This window comes from Maribacter flavus, assembly GCF_008386635.1.
Taxonomy (GTDB): Bacteria; Bacteroidota; Bacteroidia; order Flavobacteriales; family Flavobacteriaceae; genus Maribacter; species Maribacter flavus.
Map to the genome: position 1 here is coordinate 950,232 of NZ_VUOE01000001.1, position 17,843 is coordinate 968,074.

Consider the following 17,843-nt stretch of genomic DNA (forward strand, 5'->3'; position numbering starts at 1 on the left):
CTAATTTTTACTGTTTCCGATGCGCCAGCACGATGGGCGGTCTCCCATCGAACGGATTGTGCATGCGTCCAATGGTATTCTTTCCCATGGCCGAGGCCCTAACCACGCTCTTTTCCCCAAAGCGGTTCCTAATATGGTCCATGGCATGGTACAGGTTGAGCCGCTCCTCGGTATCGTCAAAAAGATTGATCTGATAATTGCCCGATACCAAATGACTGAACCGGATACCTATCAACCGCACCAATAACCTTCGGTTATAAAGTACCCTGAACAGTTCCAAAATTTTGGGAATCAGGATATGGTCCGCACTCGTATAGGGAATCCGCAACTGCTTGGAATAGGTATTAAAATCAGAATAGCGAATCTTTACCGTAATGCAGGCCGTTAACTTTTCGCCCCGGCGGAGCTGGTAGGCCAGGTTCTCCGTCATGGCGATAAGGATCCCTTTCAACTTTGCCACGTCAATAGTGTCCTGATCAAAGGTACGCTCCGTAGAAATGGACTTTCGGTCACAAAACGGGACCACCGGGGAATGATCTATGCCATTGGCCCTTTTCCAAATGACCGTGCCATTTTTACCAAGAACGCGCTGCATGACGTCCATGGGCATTTCCTGTATGGTCCGCACCTTCCGTAATCCCAGATTCCTGAGCGTTTGATAGGTCTTATCGCCCACCATGGGAATCTTTTTTATGGAAAGTGGGGCCAAAAAGGGTTTTTCCAGGCCGTAATCTATCTTCAATTGGTTATTGGGCTTCGCCTCATTGGTAGCCACTTTGGAGACTACTTTGTTGACCGAAAGTCCAAAGGAAATAGGGAGCCCGGTTTCCCTGATAATTCTGTGCCGTAGTTCAGAGGCATATTTATAGGCTCCAAAAAAACGGTCCATCCCTGTAAGATCGGCATAGAATTCATCGATACTGGACTTTTCAAAAAGGGGCACGCTTTCCTTGATGATATCCGTGACCACATCTGAAAATTGACTGTAGGTCCCTGCGTTTCCCCTAATCTGTATCGCTTCGGGGCAAAGTTCCTTGGCCATTTTCATGGGCATGCCGGAGTGCACACCATATCCACGGGTCTCATAACTACATGCCGCTACCACCCCACGGTCACTCAACCCACCCACAAGGATAGGTTTCTTCAACAGTTTACTGTCCAGTCTACGCTCTACGGACACAAAAAAGGTATCCAAATCCAAATGTAAAATCGTCTTGTCCATCATCGATTAAAAAAGGAAGACTAATTTATGGAATAAATCCATATTATTGGAAATAATCCATCTTTATTTTATGCCTTTACATGCAGAATATGATTATTTTTAAAATCCATTCTAAAAATTGAAAAACTATGATAAAACCTGTCGCATTGCTCTGCAAGGGTCTTTTACTAACCGCTTTTATCTGTTCAACCAGCTGTAAGGACAACAAAAAAGCCGCTGAAAAAGTTGTTCCGGAACAACCCAAAGATCAATGGATAGCCATTTTTAATGGTGAAGACCTCAACGGTTGGACCATGAAGATAAACGGATACCCATTAGGGGAGAATTTTGGAAATACTTTTAGGGTAGAGGACAGTATCCTAAAAATACGTTACGATGGATACGGCCCCGAATTTGGCGAGCGCTTCGGTGCCCTTTTCTATAATAAGGAATTAATGGATTACCGATTAAAAGTAGAATATCGGTTTGTGGGCGAAACCGCTCCCGGTGCCCCGGAATGGGGCTATAGGGACAGCGGGGTACAAATACACACCCAACCGCCCAATACTGTTCAATTGAACCAAGGTTTCCCCATTTGTCTGGAGTACAATCTGCACGGGGGCAGTGGTACCGATGACAGACCTCTAGGCGCTATTTGCGGTATAGGAATGAAGGTAGAGATAGATGGGGAACGAAGTGACCTGTTCTGCAATCCGGCCAAAGTGGCCAAAACCTTCCACGGAGATCAATGGATAACGGTTGAAATTGATGTACAAGACGGAAAAATGAAGCACTTTGTAAACGGGGAGGAAATCATGAGCTATACCAATCCCGTATATGATCCAGAAAACGAATTTGCAAGGGCCTTTATCAAAGAAGGTGATTCCACGGTAAAAAGTGGCTATATTTCCCTGCAATCCAACAGCCACCCCATCGATTTTAGAAAAATAGAACTCTTACCATACAACTAGCCCAAAAACTATCACCATGAAAGTATTGGTTTCCTTGAACTTTCCTCCCTTGGGTATAGAAATGCTCAAACAAGAAGGATTGGATGTTACCGTTTGGAAAAATGATATCCCTATGACCCGGGAAGAACTTATCCAGGCCACTAAGAAACACGATATACTATTGTCCTCTAGTATTTATACGTTGGATGCCGATTTTCTGGAAAAGAACAAACATTTAAAGCTCATTTCGCAATTTGCCGTGGGCTATAACAACATCGATATAGAAAAAGCGACGGAATTGGGTATCCCGGTCACCAATACCCCGAATGCCATGACCGATGCCACTGCAGACATTGCCTTTGCATTGATGCTGGCCGTCTCCAGAAAAATGTTCCATATGCATAAGACCATTATATCCGGGGATTGGGGACATTTTAGGCCACAAGCCAATTTGGGCATGGAGCTAAAAGGGAAAACAGTCGGCATTTTTGGGATGGGACGAATAGGAAGCGAATTCGCCAGACGCTGCCGAGGGGCCTATAATATGAAAGTCATTTATCATAACAGGACACCCAACCCGGAGATGGAAAATGAGCTGGATGCGAGCTATGTATCCTTTGAGGAATTATTGAAAGAAAGCGATGTACTATCCGTTCATGCCGGGCTTTCAAATGAAACAAAGGGATTGTTTAATGCCGATGTATTTTCCAAAATGAAATCTTCGGCCATTTTTATAAATACGGCCAGAGGAGGTCTACACGATGAAAAAAGCCTCATTGAAGCTTTACAAAATAAGGTCATATGGGGAGCCGGTCTCGATGTTACCAATCCAGAACCCATGAATAAGGACAATCCCCTACTGAACATGGAAAATGTAGCGATCACTCCCCACATCGGTTCCGCGACCGTTGAGGCCCGCAACGAAATGTCCCGATTGGCGGCCTTGAACATCATTCAATTTTCAAGAGGCGAACCGTTGACAAACCTGGTTGACTAAAAAATACAAAATTATTACCTCCAATTTTCCTAAGTCCAAAATCATACAAATTGGTTACCGCATCAATAATATAGGTTGAAAAAGTATCCTAGTTGTTGAATGCCCTCAGCTGCATCCAAAATAATTGCCTAAGGCTTAAATTATCGATAATGTGTCTCCCTTAAAAGCTATGATTAATCATAATCGAACGAACAGTTTTACCTGTAGTCTATACTTCAACAAAAAACATTAATCCACTACATTAAACCATAGCTTTATGAAGTGATTACGTAAAGGTTAAATCTATAAATTTTAAATAATACGGTATAATAGTTGAGCATGGTTTAGGGAATATAAAATCACAATCCTTATGAAAAAAATTTCACTATTTACAATTCTTTTGGTCTGTCTTACCGCCTCGGCCCAAGAGCCCGAAGAAAAATTGGTCATTGAAAAAGGTCAGTTAAGTTTAAGCGGTGCAGCTGCACTAAACTTTAGAAGCTATGAAATTGGAGCAATGAACGACCAAAGGGAAGTGAACACAACAGGTGTTCAAATTGCCCCTCATTTGGGCTATCTAGTCAAAGATAATCTACAGATTGGACTTGGGTTGAGATATGCCCATAACAAAAACGAAAATGCTTTCCTATCGCCCACAACTAATAATATCATATATAGCACAAGCAATTCAATTGGGGCGACACCCTACATACGATTTTACAAAGGAATTGGAAAACAATTATCGCTCTATGTCCAAGGAGAGATGGGCTATGATAGAATTTGGACCAATACGGATGACCCCATCGATTCAGGTAACGAATCCAAAGGTTATAATATGTTCCTTGGTATACGACCTGGAATCACCTATTTTATTGGAAATAAATGGGCCTTGGAAAGTAGTATAGGGGCATTGGGTTATTCCTATTACGAGACTGAATACGAGGATGGCAGGAGCACCAAATTAGATAGTTTCAATTTAAACCTGGATGCCTCCAATATATTTCTTGGATTGACTTATTATTTTTGAGCACGAACTTTACAGAAAGCGTCGGATTTAAACTTTGATATCAAATCCGACGCTCTGTATTTTAATATGCTGTTTTATTTTAGAAGACTAAGTCCATTCGATCTGTATCTTCTCCCCACTCTTCGCCGCTTTAAAAATAGCATCGATGATCTTCATATCTTTTACCCCTTCCTCACCATCTACGGGCACAATGGGCTGCTTTCCTTCAAAAATAAGTTCTGCCATACCGTCCATTTGCAAGGTTTGATGGGTCACATGGGGCTGCTCCAGTTCGCCCTTGTGGGTGCGCCCTTGAATGGGACCGTAACCGGTGGATGGTTTCATCTCCATCCAGCCCTTGGTACCGGTCATGAAAAATCGGTCCAAATTGTTCATGTTATAGGTAGACAGACAATTGGCCACAGCACCGCTTGGAAATCCCATTTGAAACTGTATCGTCTCATCCACCCCTTCCCTAAACTTCACCGGATCTGTCTTGGTTTCCTGGGCGGTCACCCAGATAGGGTCTTCACCCAGAACATACCTGGCCCCATTTATGGAATAAATACCTATATCCATCATGGCGCCGCCACCGGCAAGTTCCTTATCTAACCGCCATTGCGTAGGATCTCCGATAACGAAACCGGACTGGCCCTGAAAAAATTTTGGCTGGCCGAATTCACCATCTTTTCGCATTTGGATGACGTGCACCGTTTTGGGCTCAAAATGCATCCTATAACCGATCAACAATTTTACATTGGCCGCCTTACAGGCATCCACCATTCTTTGTCCTTCCTCGGCATTCACTCCCATGGGTTTTTCGCAAATGACGTGCTTTCCAGCCTTTGCCACCCGAATGGTCTGTTCACAATGCAATCCGTTAGGGGTAATGACATATACGGCGTCTATATCCTTGTTGTCCTTTATCGCATCAAAATTCTCATAATTATAACAGTTCTTCGCGGGAATTTTGTATTTGGATTGCCAATCGGTAATTTTTGATGGGGTTCCACTGATGACACCCACCAATTTAGCCTTTTTACAGTCCAACATGGCTTCCGCCACCCTAGTACCATAGCTTCCAAGTCCCATAATGGCTACTCGTAGCATAGGCCCCTGATATTTTACTGAAGGAGCAGCGAAAAGATGAGCCGGATTGTTTAACAGCGAAACGCCAATTGATGAAATTGCGATATTCTCTAAAAATTTTCTTCTTGATGCCATGATAATCTAGTTTAAATCAACCACATAAAAATAGTGTTTTTCATACACCTAATACCGGTTCGCTAAATATATCAAAATAAAAAATGCCGTTTTGGACAATCCAGTATTTGCCCCCAACATTTTGGCAGAAAATACGTTATCATAAAACATCGAATTTTATAGCTTTAACGAAACTAGAAAAAGTGGATATATTTTGATTTTTAAATTTTACATGAAATACCCTTTAATTGCATTTCTTTTTTGTTTTGTTGGCATCAAAGGATTTACGCAAAAAAGCAAGTCCAGTATAGAGATCACCAATCCGGACCAAAGTACGGTCTGGACCATTCCCCAGGAGGTTTCCTTGGAGTGGACCACCCAAAATATTGGTCCGGAAAAATCGATTCGGTTCTTTTTGGTACGTAATGAAATGGTGGTGCAGGAACTTGGATCCTTCAAGAACAATGGAAGGGCAGACGGGATATCGCTTGCCAAAAACATAGGTTCCGGTAATCAATATCAGGTCGTAGGTATCGAGCTTTTCCCCGATGACAAATACAGCATAGCCAAGTTCGTAACCCCGTTTTTTTCAATTTCCAACAAGGCTTCGGACGAGCGAAAGAAAAAGCACGAACAGGCACAAGAAACGAAACGGGAACCGACCCGAAAGGAAAAGCGCGAAATGAGAAGAAAACAGCGGGATAAAAAAGAGAAAATCGAGACAATATCTTCCAATACGGTCAAGGAAACACAAAAAACGAAAAATGCTCTTAGGGACGAGTTTGAAGGCAGGAAAATCTCCTATACGAAAGAACTCTCCTTTGACAGTGAGAACATTACCATCAAAATTTGGGACCATGGAAGACAGGACGGGGACATTGTATCCATCTACCTCAACGGTTCGCCGGTCGTGTCCAAACACTATTTGACCTATTACAAGCGGGAATTCAAGGTAAAGCTAAACCCCAACAAATCCAACGACCTGTTCCTCTACGCGCACAATTTGGGCGATGCCCCTCCCAACACGGTATCCGTAGAAATATCGGATGGGTCAAAGTCTGAAAACCTGATCTTGAACTCGGACCTTCAAAGTTGTGAAGCGGTGATGATCAGCGTGAACAAGTAGTCTCAAAAGCCCAATTTAATTCTCTTGGAGTCCATAAAGCCAGTGCCCGTCATTTTTGGATAATTTATATGTACTTTTATACAAGTCACGTAAATTATAATGAAACAGATACTTAGGCTTTGGGCAACTATTGAAATTGGGCGTTTTCTAATGAAGCTCATTCCTCTTTTATCTATTCTCTTTTGTACGACAATACACTCCCAAAGGGAAAAGGACTCAGTAGAAATTATAAAGCTATTGGAAAAAGAAGGACTTACCTGGCGAGTGGGTAACAAGGAAGGACATGCCGAATGTTGGGAAGCGACTTCCAATGCAATCAATGTCATGTCCAGACCCGATGGCAGCTTTATTGACGTTCCCGTGTCCATAATGATGGACCCTCCATCAAATATGATCGGTAACGGTGGTTTTGCCTTTCACAGCAATCATAAAATACGTATTGATGGGAATTCTGCAATCGTTGGACATAATGAGGTTTCGGTGGACGTTCAAGGTAAGGAAAGCCTTTCCTATGAAGTCCGTTTTTTGGAAAGGTTCGATGGTGAATGGAAAATGGTTGGCCAATCCATGCATTTCTACGATCATCCAGCTGAAAACAAAATAGATACGACTAGCTACATACAAACCGTGGATATTGAAACGGGTCGCATTGAGACGGTTCTTCAAATCAACGAACATTTTGAGGCACCCAACTGGCATCCAGAAGGTTATTTGATCGTGAACAGTAAAGGAAAACTATATACCCTGGACCTTAACACGAAAAAATTGAACCTGCTTGATACTGGTTTTGCAAATAAGTGTAACAATGATCATGGAATTTCGCCAGATAACAAGTGGTTGGCCATAAGCCACAACGATAAAAATAATCCTTCCACCAAATCCTATAAATCGGCAATCTTCATCATGCCCATAAGTGGAGGAACACCAAAGCGTGTAACCACAAAAGTCCCTTCTTACTGGCATGGCTGGTCGCCCAACGGCAAAACCTTGGCCTATTGTGCGGAACGGAATGGGAATTACGACGTTTATACTATTGGCGTAAAAGGTGGCGAGGAAAAAAGGCTTACCACAACAGAAGGATTAGACGACGGACCCGAGTATTCCCCAGATGGAAAATATATTTATTTCAACTCCTACAGGACGGGCCACATGCAAATTTGGAGGATGTTGGCCAACGGAAAAAAACCGGAACAGTTAACATTTGATGAAAAATCCAATTGGTTCCCGCACCCTTCACCAGATGGTAAATGGATCGTATACATAGCATACACGACCGATGAAAAACAAAATCACTTATTTGGAAAACAGGTCAAACTAAGACTGATGGACGTTGAAACAAAGGAAATTCGTGATATTACTCCAGTTTTCTTTGGTGGCCAGGGAACTATCAATGTACCCTCCTGGAGCCCGGACAGTAAGAAATTGGCCTTTGTAAGTTATTCCGTGAATTGAAAACTTAGTGTTAAGTATTGAAATAAAAAAGCCAAGACATGAATCTCGGCTTTCCCTTTTGTACTGGAGATGGGAGTCGAACTGAACAAATCATTTCAAGATATGCACTTGCAAGGTGCTTTCTTTCAATATTTTAAACACTTTGCAAGAAAAAGAAAAATCCCTACTCTTTAATCCTAAGAGGATAACATTGCAATGTCTTTATCCCAAACTCATTTTAAGACAGATGCTACAATTTAACCACACAATTTTGTCTTGCAGATTTATAAATCGCCTCAACTACCCTTATGTCCCTTAGACCTTCCTCACCAGGAACCAACATGTTCTGATTGTTCTTAATGGACCAAGCGTCCTCATCCATTTGTTTTGCCTGTTGGCTATTGATAGAAAAATTAATTATTGTACCATCAGACATGCTACCTTTATTTCCATTGTAAGATGAATGCGGTTCCATTTTGAGCCAGCCTTTCTCATAATTTACATGTAAATAGTTCATCTGTATTCCAAAACTGGTTTGGCAAGAAGCAAGTGCTCCACTGGGAAACTCTAACTGAAACATCATGGTCTCTTCAACTTCATGGTAAATCTCCGGCCTAGTGGTGGATGCCTGCGCCAATACGGATATTGGTTCCTCCCCAGTAGCCAACCTGGCACCTTGCAATGCATAGACCCCCATATCTCCCATGGCACCTCCACCCAGGTCCTTTTTCTGTTTCCAATGATCTGTCCTTCCATCAAAATATCCGGCCGCCGATGTTATCATTTTGACCTTTCCAAAAGGTCTTTCCTTGGCCACTTTCATATAAGCTTGAATATTGGGGTCATGTTGGCATCTATATCCTATCGCCAGCTTTACGCCATTACTTTTGCAGGCGTTTATCATCGTTGTACATTCTTCTACCGAGGTTGCCATGGGCTTTTCACACCAAACATGTTTCCCTGCATTTGCAGCCCTAACCGTGTATTCCATATGCATTGATGGAGGAAGAACCACATAAATTATATCAATTTCCTCATTGTTGGCAATGGAATCAAAATTCTCATAATTATAAATATTCTTGTCCTGAATACCATATTTTTCCTGCCAAACCGGAATTTTCTCTGGACTCCCCGTAACAATGCCTTTCAGTTCACAATGTTCGGTCAACTGAAGAGCCGGTGCAAGAAGGTCTGTGCTATAATATCCCAATCCTACCAAGGCGACACCCAGTTTTTCTTTATTAGTTCGTGTTGCAGACATTAAAAAACTTGGGGAAAAGCTTGCTGCCGCACCTGCAATTAGCGTATTCTTAATAAAAATTCTTCTCTGGTTCATAATTTACTGTCCTATTTTAAATCAAATTACAAAATAAGATTTGATATCATCTTCAATACTTTAAAATGGTTTTCGACTTATTACTAAACATTCTAAAAAAACATCCTTTACAAAGGACTAGGCGATTTTTACAATAGTGTAAAAATTTAGGAGTCGCTTGGGATAAATTTAGGATTGACATTCCTGTGCAATATTCAAAAGAGCCAATGGAATTAAAAGTAAAAAAGGTTGAATCCTAGCCCGTAATTTCAAAATAATATCTGGCCTCAACCCTCCAATTCAAACCAATAAAATACTATTTTGCATTACCCACTAAAACATTTTCGTAAAAAACCCCCTTTTTAGATGAAAGATTATCAGTTACTTGGAAATTTATTGCTAAAATTGATAATTATACGTTATGTAAGAAAAATTATCGAATTTTCAGCTTGTACTGCCTATTAGAAAACATTTGAAACTATGGTCCATCGGAATTATGTTCAAACAAGTTACCTTATCGTATCCTTCTTTTGCTCCCTAATTCTATCCGCTCAAGAGAAGGAAGCGGCATATAACTTTTTGGCTATAGAAGAATCCATTACCCAAAGAGCAGTTTCCTCAATTGTACAGGACAACCAAGGATTGATATGGATGGGAACCTACGGAGTGGGGCTAAACAAATACAACGGAATAGATATAACTACATATAAGCAGGAATTTGACAATCCCAACTCCCTAAACAGTTCATTAGTCCACACCGCTTACGTTGATTCTTCCGGACTGCTATGGGTGGGTACGGAAACTGGATTGGATGTTTATCAAAAGGAGCTTGATAGCTTCAAACATGTCTCCTTTAATAAAAATGGAACCGTCTTAAACAATATTGTCGTTACATCCATTGTAGAAATAAACCAGAACAGTTTATTAATTGGATCAATTGCGAACGGACTTTTTAAAGTGGATATTCAATCTTTAATGGGATATCCCTTAAAAATAAATGATAACATTCAGACTCCCTCACTTATCAATTGCCTGGTTCAATACGGTGATGAAACTGTTTACATTGGAACGAACAAGGGTCTTTATGCATTTAATGGTGTTGAGGCCACGAAGGTTTTGCTCAAGGAAGATCTCTTTACTCATACTGAAAATGATGAATTGAATATCGAATCGCTCTTTGTAGATGACGAAGGTTCGCTTTGGATGGGAACACATTCCAATGGATTGATAAAATTTTTGGCACCTAATGGAACCGATAGTGAAAAAACAATCGAAACCTTCAATATTACGGATGAGCGCATATTGACCATTGTTCAAGCTCCTGATGATCGGATTCTGTGTGGGACCGAAAATGATGGATTATTCGTACTTTCCAAAAAAGGCGATCTCGTTAAAAATTATCGGTACGATAAATTCGACGGCAACAGTATTAAATCAAACTCTGTATGGTCGCTATTGGTGGATGCACAAGATCGTATTTGGATAGGATATTACAACAAAGGTGTTGGAGTACACGATTACAATTATGATAAATTTCCTGATATACAAAGCATTCCCAATGTTGAAAATTCGTTGCAATCATCTTCCGTAACGGGCATCCTAAAGGATAAGGAAGACAGGCTTTGGATAGCTATGGATGGTGGCGGGATAGATGTTTATGACACTGCAACAAATCAATTTATACATCTTTTAGACCCTAAAAATCCAATAGCCAAGCAATTAAATGCTGACGATGTACAGACCATATTCATGGACAGCCAAGATAACATTTGGGTAGGCACTTGGAATTCAGGCATTTACTTTCTTGAGTCCAACTCAAATGTTTTTGAACATTTCGATAACCAGAGTACTAATGGTGCCTTGAAATCAAATCGGGTCATGAGTTTTTCAGAGGATGCCTATGGTAAAATATGGATTGGGTCCTTCTCAAATGGTTTACATTTCTATAGTCTCGCAGACGGAAAATTTGGTTATGTGGACGATAAAAAGTTCAACGATTTAAAGACAAGCCGTGCGGAAATTCGCAAGGTCATGGTCGATAGAAATAACAACATATGGGTCGCAACCACAAGTGGACTGTTCAAAAGACAGGCCAGTACAAAGGAATCGTTCAATAAAATTGAGTTAAAGCCAGAGCTTATGAATCCAAATGGTCATATGGTCTCGGTAGACGTGATCGTTTCTCTCTTTGAGGACTCTGAGCATAATGTCTGGATAGGTACGGACGGTGCAGGGGTTTGGAAGTACAATACAACCAATAATTTTTTAACGTGGTACAATAAAGAACAAGGATTGCAGCAAGAAACAATTTCAACGATAATCGAATCCAACGATGGAAGATTGTGGATGGCTGGCAACAAAGGACTTTCGTGCTATGATAAAAGTAATCAACAGATTATCAATTATGACATAAATGACGGTCTTCTCACCAATGATTTTAACTTCAATGCCGCCTTTAAGGATGTTGATGGCACTCTCTACTTTGGCAATTATAAGGGTATAAATGAGGTAAGACCTGTTACATTACCTCAGAACATGTACGAACCACAGATATATTTTACGGATTTTAAGGTCTACAACAAATCTGTAAAAATCGACGATAAAAATTCCCCATTAAATAAGGTGATTTCAGAAACCGAACATATAACACTCAACCACAAGCAAAGTGTTTTTACTATAGAATATATTGGTATAAACTATACAAGGCCAGAAAAAAATCAGTATGCGTATTATTTGGAAGGGTTCGAGGAAGATTGGAATCTTGTGGGCAATAATAGAAGTGCAACATATACAAACCTGTCCCCGGGCAGTTATACCTTTAAATTAAAGGCAGCTAATAATGACGGGGTTTGGAGCAATGAAATAAAAACCCTCTCCTTTACCATTCTAGCCCCCTGGTGGAAAACAAAAATGGCTATAATCCTTTACCTACTAACCATCATTATTTTTTCATCTTGGTTGTACAGACTTGTAAGGGCGAGAATTCGAGAAAAACGTCTCGTCGAATTTGAACGCACCAAACGCAGTCAAGAGGAAGCGCTGAACAATAAAAAAATACAGTTTTTTACAAATATATCCCATGAGTTCAGAACCCCACTGACCCTTATTTTGAATCCGTTAAAGGACATAATGTCAAATACTGGACAGCCGCTTCCAAAGGAAGTAGCGGAAAAACATACCATAATTTACAAAAACGCAGCTAGGCTCAAACGTCTTATTGATGAGCTTATGGATTTTAGAAAACTTCAGTTAAACAAATTTTCCATTAAAGTTTCTAAAATAGGCATTAATGATTTTGTAAAGGAAATTACAGACCACTTCAAAGAAGAGGCTTTATTAAAGAACATTGCCCTATTGATAGAGCGCGATGAGACAACACCCTATCTGTGGAGCGATGCCGGAATGCTCGAAAAAGTAATCTTTAATATACTTTCCAACGCATTCAAGGTTACACCTGAAAATGGTGCCATAACAGTAAGCGTTTTCAAATCTTCTACAGATTACTGTTTTAGACTTGTAAATAACAAAACACTGCCATGTCTAGAGATTTCAATTGAAGATACAGGTAGTGGTATCAACCAAGAGGAAGTGAAAAAAATCTTCGATAGATTCTATCAGGTTAAAAATATGAATAGTCAGTATTATGGAGGTACGGGGATAGGACTAGAGGTGGTCAGGAATTTCGTTGAGTTATTGAAAGGAGAAATTATTATAGATAGTGAAGAAGCTGTAGGGACAAAATTTAGAATACTTCTGCCCTTGGGCAATCAACACTTTAAAGAAGATGAACTATTGAAAGATACGGCCAGCGAAAGTATGTTGCCGGATATGGGCTCATTAAAAAAACCTTTGACCCATAAATTTGGAAATAAATCTGCGAAGACAATTTTAATCGTTGAGGACAATGTTGAACTGAGGTCATACCTCAAGCAGGAACTTTCCTTTGACCATAATGTTTTTGAAGCATCTAATGGCCAACAAGCTCTGGATTTGGCAAACAGAAAAATACCTGACCTAATCATAACCGATGTAGTTATGCCAGAAATGGACGGTTTGGAATTCTGTAGTAAGCTTAAAAAAAATATTGCCACAAGTCATATCCCTATTATTATGTTGACCGCCAAGACCATGCCTGATGACATGATAAATGGTGTAAATTCTGGAGCTGATGTATATTTGACCAAGCCTTTTGATATGCGTTTATTAAATTCTTATCTATCCCGTTTGATTGAAAATCGACAAGTCTATATAAGCAAAAATTTGAACGACCCTTCAAAACTTAATTTGTTGGAAAAAACAACTGAATTGGATAAATCCTTTATGAGAAAGGTATTGGACTATTTGAACAAGAATATTGAAAAAGCAGAATTGAACGTTGAACATCTGGCAGAAGATATGTACTTAAGCAGAAGTCAACTGTATAGAAAAATTAAAGCCATGACCGGACTTACCCCTAATGAACTGATTCGCAAGGTTCGTTTGGAAAAGGCGAAAAATATGATAGAAACAGGGTGTGAATCGATTGCCGAAGTAGGGTTCAAAGTAGGTTTTTCTTCCCCATCCTACTTCAGTCGTTGTTTTAAGTCAGAGTTTGGTATCCTTCCTACTGATATTAAAACAAAATAGAAAAATGAACAATCTCTAAACACCCAAATTTTATTAAATAGTAGCATCAGATATACTCTGGGCTTAGCTTCAATGAAATCCATATCCAACCTTGGTTTTAAGGTAGTTCCGTAATACCATAAAATTTTTATACAACATGTTTAGGATACAAAGCCACAAATGTGATATTCTAAGGATTCGATTTCGGTTAGATTTATGGCCTAAATGACCAAATACAATGATTTACATAAATTCTAAAATGATTTGTTCTTCAATTAATAAAGCCGAAGAATTCCGTTCTATTGTGAGACTCGTTTTACAATCCTTCATGTTCGTTATTTTAACATCTCTGATAAGTTGCTCGCAGACAAAGGATGAAAAGCCAGTAAAAGTAAAATCACTAAAAGAAGCTTTTGAAAAGGATTTTTATATTGGCGTAGCTTTGAACGGTAGAATAATAGACCAAAGTGATAGTGCCTCTCTTAGCCTGGTAAAAAGAGAATTTAATAGCATTACCGCCGAAAACATAATGAAATCGTCCATTATCCATCCTCAAAGGGATAGTTTTAATTTTGAATTGGCCGATAAATTTGTTGCATTGGGAAAAAATAACGGCATGCATGTACATGGCCATACCTTAATTTGGCACAGTCAGTTATCTCCTTGGTTTGCAACTATCGAAGACAGCTTAGAATTTAAGGATGCAACAGAAAAACATATCAAGGATTTGGCTCTTCACTTTAAAGGTGTCGTTGACTCATGGGATGTTGTGAACGAAGCCTTAAATGAAGACGGTACACTTAGAAATTCCATTTTTCTTGAGAAAATGGGGGATGAATATCTTTCATTAGCATTTAAGTGGACCTCTGAGGTAGACCCTAATGCAAAGTTATTTTATAATGATTACAACATGACAAATCCTGATAAAAGGCAAGGTGCTATCAGAATGATAAAGAAAATCCAGGAAAAAGGAATAAAAGTTGATGGGGTTGGAATGCAGGGACATTGGCACTTGGATTACCCTTCCCTTGAAGAAATAGAAGAAAGCATTTTGGAGTATTCAAAATTGGGGGTCCAGGTAGCAATTACGGAATTGGATATTAGTGTATTGCCAAACCCATGGGATTTGGAAGGGGCCGAAATCAGTCAGAATTTCGAGAACAGCGAAGAGATGAATCCATACACCAAAGGTCTACCCGATTCAATACAAACAAAATTGGCCAATAGATATAAGGACATTTTCAAAATATTCCTAAAACATAGGGATAAAATCAGTAGGGTTACCTTTTGGGGTGTTAATGACGGACAGTCATGGTTAAACGGATTTCCAATTCGTGGTAGGACCAACTATCCTTTACTTTTTGATAGGGAGTTAAAACCAAAGCCAGCTTACTATGGCATAATTGGCCTAAAAGAAAAACTTGACCAATTACAGACAACAAACTAATTTGTAGATTATGAATCCTGATTCACATAAACTATCCATTAAGGAAAAAGTTGGCTATAGTTTGGGAGATTTATCCGCCAACCTTGTGTTCCAAACTTTGGTTACCTACTTGGCTTATTTCTATACGGATATTTATGGATTGGAAACGGATGATGCCTCGGTTATCATATTTGTGGTTGGTATCATTTCCGCATTCGCCTTTAACCCTATTGTTGGTGCACTTGCCGATAGGACAAGGAGTAGGTGGGGAAAATTTAGGCCATGGATATTGTTTACTTCGATACCCTTAGGAATCGTTGCACTTTTAGCATTCAGCACACCCAATTTTGAATATACAGGTAAGGTAGTCTACGCCGCGATAACCTATACCCTATTACTGTTATTGTATGCGGCCAACAACCTTCCCTATGCCGCTCTTAGCGGAGTTATAACAGGAAGTATGAAGGAGCGCAATAGTATTTCATCCTACCGATTCGTTGCCGTGATGTTTGCGCAATTCTTTGTACAGGTTTTCATGTTGCCAATCATAATGTATGCTGGTGATGGCAATAAAGCGGAAGGCATTGAAACGGTAATGACCTATTTGGCGGTTATTGGGACCATCATGCTATTGATCACCTTTTTTACAACCAAAGAACGTGTTGTCCCTACCCCTGATCAGAAATCTAGCTTAAAGGAAGATTTAGGCGATTTGGTAAAAAACAGACCTTGGATTATAATGTTGGTACTCACCACCTTGGTGTTCATAACCCTTGCAATGAAGGGAGGATCGTACGTTTATTATTTTGAGAACTATGTAGATGCGGCCAGTTTGGCAGAATTTATCGCTCCGCTTTTAAGGGCTCTTTCCAGCATAGGTTTGGACTTTTTTGGGGACGATCCAACTTCTGCAGGGTTTGGACTGTTCAATGCTGGCGGAATTATTTTTATGATTGTCGGGATTTCATTATCAAAACGTTTGGCGGACAAATATGGAAAAAGAGATGTATTTGGTAGTGCATTGTTCGTATCCACTCTATTTATAGCCATTTTCTACTTCTTTTCTTCTACTTCAGTAGAACTTATGTTCCTTTCGCAAATTCTGCACGGGTTTTTCTACGGCATAACCATTCCACTCTTGTGGGCCATGATTGCAGATGTTGCAGATTATTCCGAATGGAAGAACAATAGACGGGCCACGGCCATTATTTTTTCCGCCATGATGATCGGGTTAAAGCTAGGGCTCACTATTGGCGGTTCACTCGTAACGTGGATACTTGGGATTTACAATTACATTCCTAAGAAATTTGCCTCCAACGGTGCTGTAGTTCAACCGGATAGCGCAATCGAAGGTACAAGAATGTTGGTTAGCATATACCCATCCATAGCATTTTTAATGGGAATAGCACTACTATTTTTTTATGAGATTAATAAAAAAATGGAGACCCAGATTGAAAACGATTTAATTAGAAATAGACAAAAATAAATAGCATGCCTGAAGAGAGTTTAGATCAAATAAATTTTGACAAATTGAATGAAAAGGCGATTTCAAGTCCACTAGTAAAGCATATATATACAGCAGACCCTTCTGCTCATTATTATAATGGTAAAATATACATCTATCCCTCACATGATATAGACGCTGGCGAGGCTTTTGACGACTTAGGGAGTCATTTTGCCATGGAGGACTATCATGTCCTATCCATGGATTCCATTGATAGTCCGGCAGTTGATCATGGAATTGCCCTCCATGTAAATGATGTTCCTTGGGCGGAGAGACAGATGTGGGCGCCTGATGCTGCGTATAAAGGCGGTAAATATTATTTGTTTTTTCCTGCAAAGGCCCATGACGGCATTTTTAGGATAGGTGTTGCCGTAAGCGATTCTCCAACCGGCCCCTTCACACCACAACCGCAAGCTATAAAGAATAGCTTTTCCATAGACCCAGCAGTCTTTGAAGATGAAGATGGAAGCTTCTATATGTATTTTGGTGGTCTTTGGGGCGGTCAATTGCAACGATGGCGAAATGGCTCATTTAATGGTAAAGAACCTGAGAGTCCAACAGCACATCTACCCAATGACGATGAAATGGCACTAATGCCCAAGATTGCAAAAATGACCGATGATTTACTTGAGTTTGCTGAAAAACCTAAAGATGCCTTAATCATTGATGAAAATGGCAATCCGCTTTTGGCCGGGGATAACAAAAGACGATTCTTTGAGGCCGCCTGGTTACATAAATACAAAGGAAAGTACTATTTCTCCTACTCTACTGGCGACACTCATTTTATATGTTATGCCGTTGGTGATAATCCATATGGGCCATTTACCTATAAGGGAAGGATCCTCGAACCGGTAGTTGGTTGGACAACCCACCATTCAATATGTAAAGTAGACGAAAAATGGTATCTTTTCTATCATGATTCCTCATTATCTAAGGGCGTAACCCATCTAAGGTGCGTTAAGATTGCTGAAATTGAACACCTAAGCGATGGAACCATAAAAACGCTCAAACCTTATAGGGACTGATAATAGTTTTAAAATTAGACTATTGCTTTTAAAGTACTAAGAAACATCACCGAAGGTTAAAAGAATTGATTTTGT

General features: G+C 39.9%; 12 protein-coding genes. 9 read left to right on the forward strand and 3 right to left on the reverse strand.

The window, feature by feature from the left end; all coding sequences use genetic code 11:
• Positions 1 to 7: 7 nt before the first annotated feature.
• Positions 8 to 1,222: a DNA polymerase IV gene (gene dinB / locus F0361_RS04180; protein WP_138257992.1), complete on the reverse strand. Its 1,215-nt coding sequence runs from the start codon at positions 1,220 to 1,222 to the stop codon at positions 8 to 10.
• A 128-nt stretch (positions 1,223 to 1,350) separates the two neighbouring features.
• Between dinB and F0361_RS04185 the strand changes: the two genes are divergently transcribed.
• The 3 genes from F0361_RS04185 (at position 1,351) to F0361_RS04195 (ending at position 4,154) form a co-directional block, all read left to right on the forward strand.
• Positions 1,351 to 2,172: a 3-keto-disaccharide hydrolase gene (locus F0361_RS04185; protein ID WP_154917345.1), complete on the forward strand. Its 822-nt coding sequence runs from the start codon at positions 1,351 to 1,353 to the stop codon at positions 2,170 to 2,172.
• A 16-nt stretch (positions 2,173 to 2,188) separates the two neighbouring features.
• Positions 2,189 to 3,148, forward strand: coding sequence for a 2-hydroxyacid dehydrogenase (locus F0361_RS04190; RefSeq protein WP_154917346.1), 960 nt, complete (start codon positions 2,189 to 2,191; stop codon positions 3,146 to 3,148).
• A 349-nt stretch (positions 3,149 to 3,497) separates the two neighbouring features.
• On the forward strand, positions 3,498 to 4,154 hold the full coding sequence (locus F0361_RS04195; protein ID WP_154917347.1) for an outer membrane beta-barrel protein: 657 nt from the start codon (positions 3,498 to 3,500) through the stop codon (positions 4,152 to 4,154).
• 87 nt (positions 4,155 to 4,241) lie between these two features.
• Here the strand turns inward: F0361_RS04195 and F0361_RS04200 are convergent, their stop codons facing one another.
• Positions 4,242 to 5,357, reverse strand: a complete 1,116-nt coding sequence (locus tag F0361_RS04200) for a Gfo/Idh/MocA family protein (protein WP_154917348.1) — start codon at positions 5,355 to 5,357, stop codon at positions 4,242 to 4,244.
• 211 nt (positions 5,358 to 5,568) lie between these two features.
• On the opposite strand from F0361_RS04200, the gene F0361_RS04205 reads away from it, so the two are divergent.
• Both F0361_RS04205 and F0361_RS04210 read left to right on the forward strand, forming a co-directional pair.
• Complete coding sequence (locus F0361_RS04205) at positions 5,569 to 6,462, forward strand: hypothetical protein (RefSeq protein WP_154917349.1); 894 nt, start codon at positions 5,569 to 5,571, stop codon at positions 6,460 to 6,462.
• Between the two features lie 99 nt (positions 6,463 to 6,561).
• Positions 6,562 to 7,914 (forward strand): TolB-like translocation protein, encoded by a 1,353-nt coding sequence (locus tag F0361_RS04210; RefSeq protein WP_246160802.1) that lies wholly within the window; start codon positions 6,562 to 6,564, stop codon positions 7,912 to 7,914.
• Between the two features lie 229 nt (positions 7,915 to 8,143).
• Here the strand turns inward: F0361_RS04210 and F0361_RS04215 are convergent, their stop codons facing one another.
• Positions 8,144 to 9,229 (reverse strand): Gfo/Idh/MocA family protein, encoded by a 1,086-nt coding sequence (locus tag F0361_RS04215; RefSeq protein WP_154917350.1) that lies wholly within the window; start codon positions 9,227 to 9,229, stop codon positions 8,144 to 8,146.
• Positions 9,230 to 9,688: 459 nt separating this feature from the next.
• On the opposite strand from F0361_RS04215, the gene F0361_RS04220 reads away from it, so the two are divergent.
• The 4 genes from F0361_RS04220 (at position 9,689) to F0361_RS04235 (ending at position 17,768) form a co-directional block, all read left to right on the forward strand.
• Positions 9,689 to 13,834, forward strand: a complete 4,146-nt coding sequence (locus F0361_RS04220) for a hybrid sensor histidine kinase/response regulator transcription factor (RefSeq protein WP_154917351.1) — start codon at positions 9,689 to 9,691, stop codon at positions 13,832 to 13,834.
• Between the two features lie 307 nt (positions 13,835 to 14,141).
• Positions 14,142 to 15,260, forward strand: coding sequence for an endo-1,4-beta-xylanase (locus F0361_RS04225; protein WP_154917352.1), 1,119 nt, complete (start codon positions 14,142 to 14,144; stop codon positions 15,258 to 15,260).
• A gap of 10 nt (positions 15,261 to 15,270) precedes the next feature.
• On the forward strand, positions 15,271 to 16,725 hold the full coding sequence (locus F0361_RS04230; protein WP_154917353.1) for an MFS transporter: 1,455 nt from the start codon (positions 15,271 to 15,273) through the stop codon (positions 16,723 to 16,725).
• 5 nt (positions 16,726 to 16,730) lie between these two features.
• Positions 16,731 to 17,768 carry a glycoside hydrolase family 43 protein gene (locus F0361_RS04235; protein ID WP_154917354.1) on the forward strand — a complete coding sequence of 346 codons (1,038 nt, stop codon included), beginning with the start codon at positions 16,731 to 16,733 and terminating at the stop codon, positions 17,766 to 17,768.
• Positions 17,769 to 17,843 lie beyond the last annotated feature (75 nt).

Excerpts from the sequence above, each read along its gene's own strand:
- F0361_RS04235 (WP_154917354.1), top strand. The coding sequence starts at position 16,731 with ATGCCTGAAGAGAGTTTAGATCAAATAAATTTTGACAAATTGAATGAA.
- F0361_RS04225 (WP_154917352.1), top strand. The coding sequence starts at position 14,142 with ATGTTCGTTATTTTAACATCTCTGATAAGTTGCTCGCAGACAAAGGAT.
- dinB (WP_138257992.1), bottom strand. The coding sequence starts at position 1,222 with ATGGACAAGACGATTTTACATTTGGATTTGGATACCTTTTTTGTGTCC.
- F0361_RS04190 (WP_154917346.1), top strand. The coding sequence starts at position 2,189 with ATGAAAGTATTGGTTTCCTTGAACTTTCCTCCCTTGGGTATAGAAATG.
- F0361_RS04185 (WP_154917345.1), top strand. The coding sequence starts at position 1,351 with ATGATAAAACCTGTCGCATTGCTCTGCAAGGGTCTTTTACTAACCGCT.
- F0361_RS04205 (WP_154917349.1), top strand. The coding sequence starts at position 5,569 with ATGAAATACCCTTTAATTGCATTTCTTTTTTGTTTTGTTGGCATCAAA.
- F0361_RS04215 (WP_154917350.1), bottom strand. The coding sequence starts at position 9,229 with ATGAACCAGAGAAGAATTTTTATTAAGAATACGCTAATTGCAGGTGCG.
- F0361_RS04200 (WP_154917348.1), bottom strand. The coding sequence starts at position 5,357 with ATGGCATCAAGAAGAAAATTTTTAGAGAATATCGCAATTTCATCAATT.
- F0361_RS04210 (WP_246160802.1), top strand. The coding sequence starts at position 6,562 with ATGAAACAGATACTTAGGCTTTGGGCAACTATTGAAATTGGGCGTTTT.
- F0361_RS04195 (WP_154917347.1), top strand. The coding sequence starts at position 3,498 with ATGAAAAAAATTTCACTATTTACAATTCTTTTGGTCTGTCTTACCGCC.
- F0361_RS04230 (WP_154917353.1), top strand. The coding sequence starts at position 15,271 with ATGAATCCTGATTCACATAAACTATCCATTAAGGAAAAAGTTGGCTAT.
- F0361_RS04220 (WP_154917351.1), top strand. The coding sequence starts at position 9,689 with ATGGTCCATCGGAATTATGTTCAAACAAGTTACCTTATCGTATCCTTC.